The 9268-nt window shown below is 51.3% G+C and carries 7 protein-coding genes and 2 pseudogenes; 7 read left to right on the forward strand and 2 right to left on the reverse strand.

The annotated features are described in order from the left end of the window. The 5 genes and pseudogenes from B157_RS34770 to B157_RS0108490 all read left to right on the forward strand — a co-directional run. Window positions 1–256 (forward strand): transposase (locus B157_RS34770; RefSeq protein WP_020602917.1); only part of this gene is annotated, 256 nt, incomplete at its 5' end. Between the two features lie 164 nt (window positions 257–420). Then, window positions 421–927 (forward strand): hypothetical protein, encoded by a 507-nt coding sequence (locus B157_RS0108480; protein ID WP_157618349.1) that lies wholly within the window; start codon window positions 421–423, stop codon window positions 925–927. Window positions 928–992: 65 nt separating this feature from the next. Continuing rightward, a pseudogene (locus B157_RS39660) lies at window positions 993–1547 on the forward strand (AAA family ATPase); the annotation flags it as partial. Between the two features lie 339 nt (window positions 1548–1886). Further along, window positions 1887–2171: pseudogene (locus B157_RS39665) on the forward strand (cupin domain-containing protein); the annotation flags it as partial. 168 nt (window positions 2172–2339) lie between these two features. After that, window positions 2340–3386: a fatty acid desaturase gene (locus B157_RS0108490; RefSeq protein WP_020602920.1), complete on the forward strand. Its 1047-nt coding sequence runs from the start codon at window positions 2340–2342 to the stop codon at window positions 3384–3386. Between the two features lie 279 nt (window positions 3387–3665). On the opposite strand, the gene B157_RS40050 is transcribed toward B157_RS0108490, so the two are convergent. After that, the gene (locus tag B157_RS40050; RefSeq protein WP_281168453.1) at window positions 3666–3797 is read right to left on the reverse strand and encodes a hypothetical protein; all 132 of its coding nucleotides are present in this window, start codon (window positions 3795–3797) and stop codon (window positions 3666–3668) included. Window positions 3798–4099: 302 nt separating this feature from the next. Next, window positions 4100–4951 (reverse strand): LysR substrate-binding domain-containing protein, encoded by an 852-nt coding sequence (locus B157_RS0108495; RefSeq protein ID WP_020602921.1) that lies wholly within the window; start codon window positions 4949–4951, stop codon window positions 4100–4102. A gap of 222 nt (window positions 4952–5173) precedes the next feature. Between B157_RS0108495 and B157_RS0108500 the strand changes: the two genes are divergently transcribed. Further along, window positions 5174–6712, forward strand: a complete 1539-nt coding sequence (locus tag B157_RS0108500; protein WP_084761782.1) for a proton-conducting transporter transmembrane domain-containing protein — start codon at window positions 5174–5176, stop codon at window positions 6710–6712. A gap of 36 nt (window positions 6713–6748) precedes the next feature. Next, entirely contained in the window at window positions 6749–8992 is a 2244-nt protein-coding gene (locus tag B157_RS0108505; RefSeq protein WP_020602924.1) for a DUF2309 domain-containing protein, read from the forward strand. Window positions 8993–9268: the final 276 nt, after the last annotated feature.

The raw sequence follows: 9268 nt of genomic DNA on the forward strand, positions 1-9268 counted from the left end.
TATGCAGCCATCCACTTTACCTTTGGAAGCGAAACGGTGGGCCAAAAAGCGGGGCTTAATTGAAACCGTTATTGGTCAAAATAAGCAAGTTTGCAATCTGGATCACACGCGCCATCGGTCGGTCAGCAACTCATTTGTCAACATGTATGGCGCGCTAATCGCCTATTCATTTTACGAACGCAAGCCAACAGCACACGTCGACATAAGTAACCGTCTGCTCGCTTCCGGTGAATCTGAATGGGCCTTAGCTGCTTAAAAGATCTCATAGTTCGCGTTATATTAACTTTCAATAGTTTCGCCGAGAGGGTAAATATCTGCCTTGAAAAAAACTACTTAAGGGAAGCGTGGATATTATGTGAACGTATTAGGAAATTACTTCCAACAATAGACACAAGGCACATTAGATCTCCTTTTGGAGTTATGCTCAATCTTAATCAGGGATACAATTCTTTGTATCAAGCATATGATAGTAAGCCAGAGTTTTTATTGTACTCGTTTTTAGATTTTTACAAAATCGTTGAAGTCTTAGGGAAGGAACTTATCAAAGGTAATAATAGAACTGCCTACACAATTACAGATAGTAGAAGATCAGGTTTTAGGCAAATTCCCTTTATAAGCTTCTCACCAGCAATACAATCACATATATATCCTACTATGAATGGTAGCGTTGTGAATAGTTATAGAGATGCCAGTTATACCCCGACTACCGATGACAGGAAGTATTACGACTCTCCAACTTCATCCTTGAGATTCTCTGGATTGATGCTTTTAAGATTTGGAATGTCTGAAGCAGACACAGTTGCTTTTTTAAGATTAAATAGACTTCGCAATGATTTAACACATGAGGGGAATACGTCTTCAAGAGTCGTATCAACTGATGTCATGGAAATACTACGTTTAATTAAGAAAGCTTTCGAAAAAATATAGATAAATGCACGTACACTACATTCTCCATAGTCACCTTCGTTCCCGAAACCAACACATCAATTACTTTGTCCACAATCCTCTCCTGCTTTGATCATCTAACACTTACTAATAATCAGCAACAGGCTGCGCTGGCTATTGAACAGTTTTTGGCGGGTAACGACTCTGTCTTTCTGTTAAAAGGCTATGCAGGAACGGGAAAAACAACACTGCTGAAAGGTATTTGCCAATACGTGATGAGTCAGGAACGCGAGATGCTGCTGATGGCTCCTACTGGCCGGGCGGCTCAGGTCATGGGAAGTAAGACCGACCTACCCCCAACGACTATACATAAGGCTATCTACAGTTTTCACGAACTCGATACCATAGAGACAACCGATGAGGAGGGGGAAGAGACGTTTCAGTTCATTTACCAACTTCGGAGCGATGCCGATATTGTCAGCCAGGTATTCATCGTAGACGAAGGGTCTATGCTATCCGACCATGAAGTAGAAAGTGAGTTTTTTAAATTCGGGTCAGGTCGCGTTCTGTTTGACTTGTTACGATTCGGCAAAATTGGCCAGTCCAACGTCCGAACCCAGTTGATCGTTGTGGGCGACCCGGCCCAGTTACCGCCCGTTGGTATGGCCTCCTCTCCAGCTTTGGATGAAGTCTACCTGATGGAGGAGTTCAAGCTAACTGTTAGTAGCGCAGAATTGCAGGAAGTAGTGCGGCAGGGTGGAGAAAGTGGCGTTCTAGAATTAGCAACGCAGGTAAGGCACTGCATTACGGCTAATCGGTTTACACACTTCGCCATTACTGACAATGGGGCTGACATTCAGACAATAGCCTGGAACGATTTTTTATCTGCTTATAAAAAGGCTAATGCCCGAAAAGTAGTCATCTGCTACAAGAACAAGACGGCTAAGGACCTTAGTGAACGCATTCGGGCAGAGCGCTTTGGCTCCACGGCACGCCTTCTGGAAAAGGGAGGTATCCGCCGGATGTTCGACCGCCCGACGGCCATGACCAAACGGTTCGAAATGCACGTAACGACGCTCAACGAGGGATTGTGGAGCCACCCACCGCACACCCACCGGGCCGCAGAATTTCTACTGATGGTCGATAAATCGTCGCAGGAAAGCATTGACGGGAAGCTGTTTCCGGCCACTGTTGGCGACCTTATTTTCCTGGAATCCGAAGTTCCGCACGCCCTTCAAAACACGAGTAAAGGAAGCTGCACCTACGTTGCCTTCCAATTCGAGTAGCTCATCCAGAAAAAGTAGCCAGGCGGAAAAACATATTCCCGCACAACCAGTATGGATAAAGACGCCTGTGGAATAAACATAGCCTGAGGAATGTCACAATTAGGTAATGTCCTTTTTATATCGTTACTTACAAATCAACGTTTAAATAGTATACAGTAACTTTCCTATATGGCATTTATTGACAATGTGCTTCAGAAACCATCTTACGGCTGGAGCAACGAAAAAGGAGAATTGGTTGTCCCCACAACCCGGCAACTCTTCTCGGAAGCTTTCTCACGGATCAACGTATTCGCAGATAAAAAAAACTGGATTTCCGGTGTAAGCTGGCTAATGGCGGTTTGTCTAGTCCCATTCTTCATACTGGCTTTCTTCAAGTACTTCACCATTCCGCTATTCATCGTTTCCTTCCTGTATAGCATTATGATTATGAGTACCCATGCCACCATCTGGTTTCACCGGTACAGCACGCACAAAGCTTTCACCTTCAGCCATCCTGTCTGGCGATTCATCACCCAGAATCTGGTGTTGAAGACGTTTCCGGAGGAGATTTACGTGGTCTCGCACCACGTACACCACTCAAAATCCGACCAGCCGGGCGATCCTTATAATGCCAGTGGGGGCCTGATGTACTGTATGCTATCGGATGTAAACCATCAGAGCATTGCCAAGGATCTGACGGAAGATGAATACGCGAAGGCCGCCAGTTTCATGAAACATACGGGTATCTGGATTAACAGCTATAAGCAATATCTGACCTGGGGCTCTATTGCTTCGCCCTACTATACCATTGGCCTGTGGTTGCTGAACTGGTCGTTCTGGTTCACCATGTTTTATCTGATTGGTGGCCCTGCACTAGCCTGTGGATTATTCACCGGAGCCCTGTTCTGGTTTGTTCTGGTACGCTTATTCAATTACACGGGTCATGGTAAAGGCGAAGAAAAACATGTCGATGGTGTCGATTTCGACCGGCGGAACCTGTCCATCAATCAGACACGGCCCGGCATTTTTTCGGGTGAGTGGCATAACAACCATCACCTCTACCCAAGTAGTGCCCGTGCCGGTTTCCTTCCGTTCCAGCTCGACTTTGCCTGGCTCTATATCCTCGGCTTATACAAGATGGGGATGGTTTCCTCCTACCGCGATAACAAAAAAGATTTCCTGAAGAAGTATGTAAATCAGCCCAAAGAGGTAATGACTGAAAGCGCAGTCAGTTAAAACGAACCTTTGTGAATAAGAAAAGCCTTGTCATACAGTGTATGGCAAGGCTTTTCTCGTTAGTCACAGAAAATACCGTCACCCCTGAATTTTGGCACTATTTTTTTCTGCCGTGTTGACGGTCTACAAAACAGGCGTTTTCCCAAAAGAGCAATCCCCCTACCCCTTTGTCCAGAGTCCCCTCTCTTACCGGTAGTACCTTATTAGGCAGACCACGCTGAAAACCAGGATTACCCGGCAAACTGCTCAGCCTGCCCCCGATCCCCCCTAACCCCCTATTCACCTCCAGGCGTGCTGTAAGGCTGAGAGGCCAATGCCCACGTTGGCATCCTGCCCCAAAACAATAGAATTGCTAGTGGCTACCTGACTGCTTGCGCCAATAGCCGTTGCATTGTCGAGGTTAGCATTCACGCCTTGCTGACGCTGCCCGGGGAGCTATCCGTACAGCTGGCCGACCGTCCGATAACCTCAGACCGCTATTATCCGCGCTGATCGATACGAACCAATTACGCAAACGTACCGAGAATTGAATACAGACCTTCTTGACCGGTACCAGATTTGTACAACTAATCGCAACAGCGAATCATCTGTGACGGATTTGGTCCGTTTTTTCAGATGCACTCCACGTTGGCAACTCCCCCTCCCCTCCGACTACGCCAGTGAGCGCCGGGCGTTCGGTACCAGATCTGGTGAAGTCAGTGGCCTAACGACCGTTAACGGTGCATTTTTTTCAGCACAAATTCCTCCAGCGACTGCTCGGCCGGATTATTATTGACCTGCCGCAGCAGCGATACGTGGGTGTCGTGCAGCGAAGGAAGCCAGGTTGTCCCGGCAGATTCCAGTTTGTCGGGGATGATGGTGCGCGGCAATACCGTAACCCCCATGCCGGCTTTTACGGCCGCTACCGTACCGGCATAACTCGGGCTACTATACACCAGGCGCCACGGAATACCGGCTGTTTCGAGCGCCTGAATGGCCCGTGCCCGGTAGACGCAGGGCTGCGGAGACAGCACCAGGGACAACGGTACTTCTTTGTCGAGGGTGCGTAAATAGTCTTTCTTGCCCACCCATTCCAGCGGTTCCGACCATACATCGACCCCGTTGGGAAAATCTTCCGGACGACTCATTTTTACCATAATCAAGTCGAATTCGCCCCGCTGAAAACGCTCAAACAGGTTAAGCGTCAGATCACATTCAACCTTCAGTAATACCCGCGGGTGCAGCCGAGAAAAGTCGACCAGAATGTCGGACAGAATGGCGCTGGCAAAATCTTCGGGTAAGCCAAAGCGTACTTCGCCCGCCACTTCAGGCTGTTTAAAGCGGTCGAGGGCTTCGCGGTGCAGGGCGAAAATCTGCCGGGCGTACCCCAGAAAAATCTCCCCCTCGCTGGTCAGCGAAAGCACCTTTCCCCGATTCACGAGGGTCTTCCCCAAAATCATTTCGAGCTTGGCAACCTGCTGGCTCACCGCCGACTGGGTACGCCCTACCCGATCGGCCGAGCGGGTAAAACTGCCCGTATCGGCTACGGCCAGAAAACATTGGAGGGTAATGGTATCCAGCGACATAGGTATTTCCCTGATTTTAGGAGTTACAAGCTGCTTTCAGGCTTGCGCACCCTTCGATTAACTGAACTTTTTGACGGTATATACGGGGCTTATTTCGGTATAAACAGGCCTTGAAGACCCAGGAAAGCACTTATAAGTTATTCTAATGGCAAATATAAATATTATTCGTTTTCCTACTATTAACAATGCTATTAGTTTTGACCATCAAACACAAAAAATCTAATGATAAGCATTCAGTCACTTAATTACCCATCTGCTGTTCACGCGCTGGTTGTTGGCTTACCGCTGGCAGGAGCGATTTTAAATGGATTTTTTTTCAGTAGGAATTCGGTCAGAGGGTCACAGATAGCCACGACTATCGTCTGGGTTACCTGGTTGATGGCCATTTCGGGGCTTGTCAACGTGTTACTTTACCCGAATCAGGAAGACAGGATGGTGTTTTCTGGCGACAACCTATCCTGGCTCATGGCCGTCCTTATTTTGGGCGTAAGCGGCATTGTTCACCACTTTTCGCTGCGGTACATGTCGGGCGACCGTACCTATCACCGCTATTTTATCACCCTCTCACTAATTACCAGCACGGCCCTGCTCATGGTCAGCAGCGACCATTTACTGGGTCTGCTGGCTGGCTGGGGCCTGAGCAACGTATTGCTGGTACGCCTGATGATTCACAAATCCGGCTGGGCAGCCGCTTACCAATCGGGCAAACTGGCCTTCCGAACGTTTGCTTTCGGTTTTATTTGCCTGCTTGTCGGCTTTGGCCTGCTGGCCAACCTGGCCAACAGCTTTTCGATGCGTACTATCTTAAAGCTTGACTGGGCGAGTTTACCTACTTTCCCGGTTACAGTAGCCCTGTCGTTGATTTTGGTGGCAGCCATGACCCAGTCGGCGCAGGTACCTTTTCACCGGTGGCTCATCAGCTCGCTCAATTCACCCACGCCCATATCGGCCCTGATGCACGCCGGGCTGGTGAATGGGGGGGGCTTTCTGCTGGTTCGGTTTGCTCCGCTCTACCTGGCGCAACCGGGTTTACTCACGATTCTGTTCACAATCGGTGGGGTTACGGCCGTGATTGGTACGGCCTGGAAGTTACTCCAAAGTGATCTGAAGCGCATGCTGGCCTGCTCCACCATGGGGCAGATGGGCTTTATGATGATGCAGTGCGGACTGGGTTTGTTTCCGGCGGCTGTGGCCCATTTGTGCTGGCACGGTTTATTTAAAGCGTACCTTTTTTTGAGTGGGGGTTCGGCCGCGCAGGAAAAACGGGGGCCGATGCCCCGCCAGTTGGGAAGTCCACTGGCGTTGTTGCTGGCGCTGCCGGGCGGTATAGCGGGGGCGTATGCCTTTGCTACCCTGAGCGAGAAGCCATTTGTGGCGGCCAATACCACGGCGTTGCTGATTGGATTCGCCTTTATGTCGACCATTCAGGTCGCTTATACGGTGTTACAAACCGGCAAGTTAATCTGGCGATGGCTACCCGCCACGCTGCTCGCCCTGTTGGCGGGGGGACTTTACGGCCTCAGCGTGCGCGCTATCGAAACCCTGCTGACGCCGTTGGCTATTGCTGTACCCCAGCCCTTAAACGTCCTGCACGGACTCTTCTTCGGGGTGTTTTTATTCGCCTGGCTGGCGCTGAATCTCAAATGGCCCGTACGGCAGCAAACCACCCGGCTTTGGCACTATCTGTACGTTAAAGCACTGAACACGAGTCAGCCCCATCCGGCGACCACGACCCCCACCCGCAATGTGTATCAGTACTAATTCCTTTCCCCTCATTCGTAGCACAAACCCATTTTCATGATCACCGAAAGTCTGTTACCCCCCGTTAGCAAACGGGTTCAACTAACCACCAGCGACGAAATCCGTGCTACCGTGGCCGAGGCCGCCAACATTGTATCACCCGTTTGGCCGCTCAAAACCATTATTGCCTGCAATCCGCTACAGGGGCTGGAAGACCTCCCCTTTGAGACGGCCGTAGCCCAGGGGGATTCCCTTTTCCGGCAAACCGACGCGTCGCCCGAACTGGCTTCCGTAAACCGTCAACTCATTAAGTGGTGCGTCACGTTTCTGGATGAGGGGCAGGCAACCTGGGTCATGCCCGACCGCAAAAAAGGATTCTATCGGGCCTGGAAACAGTTGGTTTCTTTCGATACCCAGGTACATCAGGGTAAAAAAGCGGACAAACAATGGCTAACCACTTTACCCGAAAATGCCGCTGACGCCCTGGCTGTGTGCCTCAACAAACTGAATGTGGCGCCCGACGAGCACGAAGTATTTTTAAAAATAGCCCTGACGCAACTCCCCGGCTGGTCGGGTTATATAAAGTGGCGGGAGAGTGATCAGCCAGGCCTTAACCCAATTACGCTGGTCGATTTTCTGGCCGTTCGGCTGGCTATTACCTGCTGTCTGTGGCCAGAGGCAATACATCAGCCTAATCAGGTTGGGTTACCCGGCAACCGAATGGCCGGGGCACTCGCCACCCTTAAACACAACGAAACTACCTACCAGACCCAACTCGTTGATCAGTTGATGACTCAGCTACGGTTTGTCAACCCGCTACGTCAGCGGCCCGACGCTCAGTTAGTCTTCTGCATCGATGTACGGTCGGAACCGTTTCGCCGGAGCATCGAGGCCCAGGGCAACTACGAAACGCTGGGCTTTGCGGGGTTCTTTGGCCTGCCCATTCGGTTGAACGACACCGTTACTGGTGCCGCCCACGACAGTTGCCCGGTACTGCTGAAACCAAGCCATACCATCGATCAAAAACCTACCGCCACCGCCCACGAGCAGGCTCGCTTTTGGCGGGGAAAACGGGTAATAGACACGCTGCGGGCTTTTTACCAACAATTGAAGTACAATTTTTCGACACCCTTCGCCTTGGTCGAAACCCTGGGTGCGGGTTGTGGGCTGCTCATGCTGGAGCGCACGCTGGCCCCCACCCTGAGTGTGCAGACCCGGCACCGTTTTACGGAAGCCATCCGGCCTGGCCTGTCTACCGCGCCCGATGCCAACGATCATCACCATCACCACGGCATTACCCCCGACCTACAGGCCGTTTATGCCGAGGGGGCGCTCCGGCTTATGGGACTGACCGATAACTTCGGCAGGCTGGTTGTGTTGTGTGGCCACGGCAGCAGTACCCAGAACAATCCGTACAGCTCGGCGCTCGACTGCGGGGCGTGCGGGGGCAACCACGGGGGTGCTAATGCCCAACTATTGGCCGCCCTGCTGAATACGCCGTCGGTTCGGAAGGTGCTGGCCAACCATGCGCTTCGTATCCCGGCGGATACCGTTTTTCTGGCCGCCGAGCACAATACGACCACCGATGACGTGGTGATTTACAGTACCGAACATAAGGCGATCGACCAGGCTGCACTGGTAGACCTCCGGTGCAAACTGACCCTGGCCAAAGTCGCCAACAGTGCCTACCGCTGCCGCACCTTTGGCAACGGCAACAGCATTGACCCCGCCCGGGAGACCCTGCGCCGGAGCAACGACTGGGCCGAGGTACGCCCGGAGTGGGGCCTGGCCCGCAATGCCGCTTTTGTGGTTGGCCCCCGGCAGTTGACCGAAAAGCTGGATCTGGAAGGCCGCTGCTTTCTGCACTCCTACAATTGGGAGCAAGACACCAACCACACGCACTTGGAAACGATTCTGACGGCACCAATGGTGGTAGCCCAATGGATCAACAGCCAGTATCTGTTCTCGACGCTCGACCCGGTTGCCTACGGAAGTGGCAGCAAAGTAACGCACAACGTAACGGGCAAACTCGGTATTATGCAGGGAAACGCCAGTGACCTGATGCACGGTTTACCCCTGCAATCGGTCAAACGCAGCGATACGGAAACCTACCACGAGCCCCAGCGTTTGTGTACGGTTGTGATGGCCCCCCGCGCCCGCATCGACCTGCTGGTAGCGCGGCAGCCCGTACTCCAGAAGTTGTTTTTTAACGAATGGGTTACGCTGGTGGCGCTTGACCCCACCGACAAACAGGCCTATCGCCTGAATTCGGCCGGTGACTGGGCGTTACTGGAAAGTTAATAGTACCAAAAAAGAGGTATTGGGCTGGTGAACAGGCTAAAAAGGTTAGTGTCACAAAGACAAAAGGCTATTTATCCGGTAACTGCCAACATTTTCCCGAAATATTGGCAGTTACCGGCTATTTGAAAACTCAGTGAAAGTACAGGGGGATTGCATGAAAAGCTAAGTTAGCCATCTTTGCCCGATGGATGTAGCTGACTTTTTTTTTGAGGTTGATGACCCGCGCCAAAGTGGCAAATGTTATCACGAGTTGAGTGATATTATCATGATCGTCTT

This window comes from Spirosoma spitsbergense DSM 19989, assembly GCF_000374085.1.
Classification (GTDB): domain Bacteria; phylum Bacteroidota; class Bacteroidia; order Cytophagales; family Spirosomataceae; genus Spirosoma; species Spirosoma spitsbergense.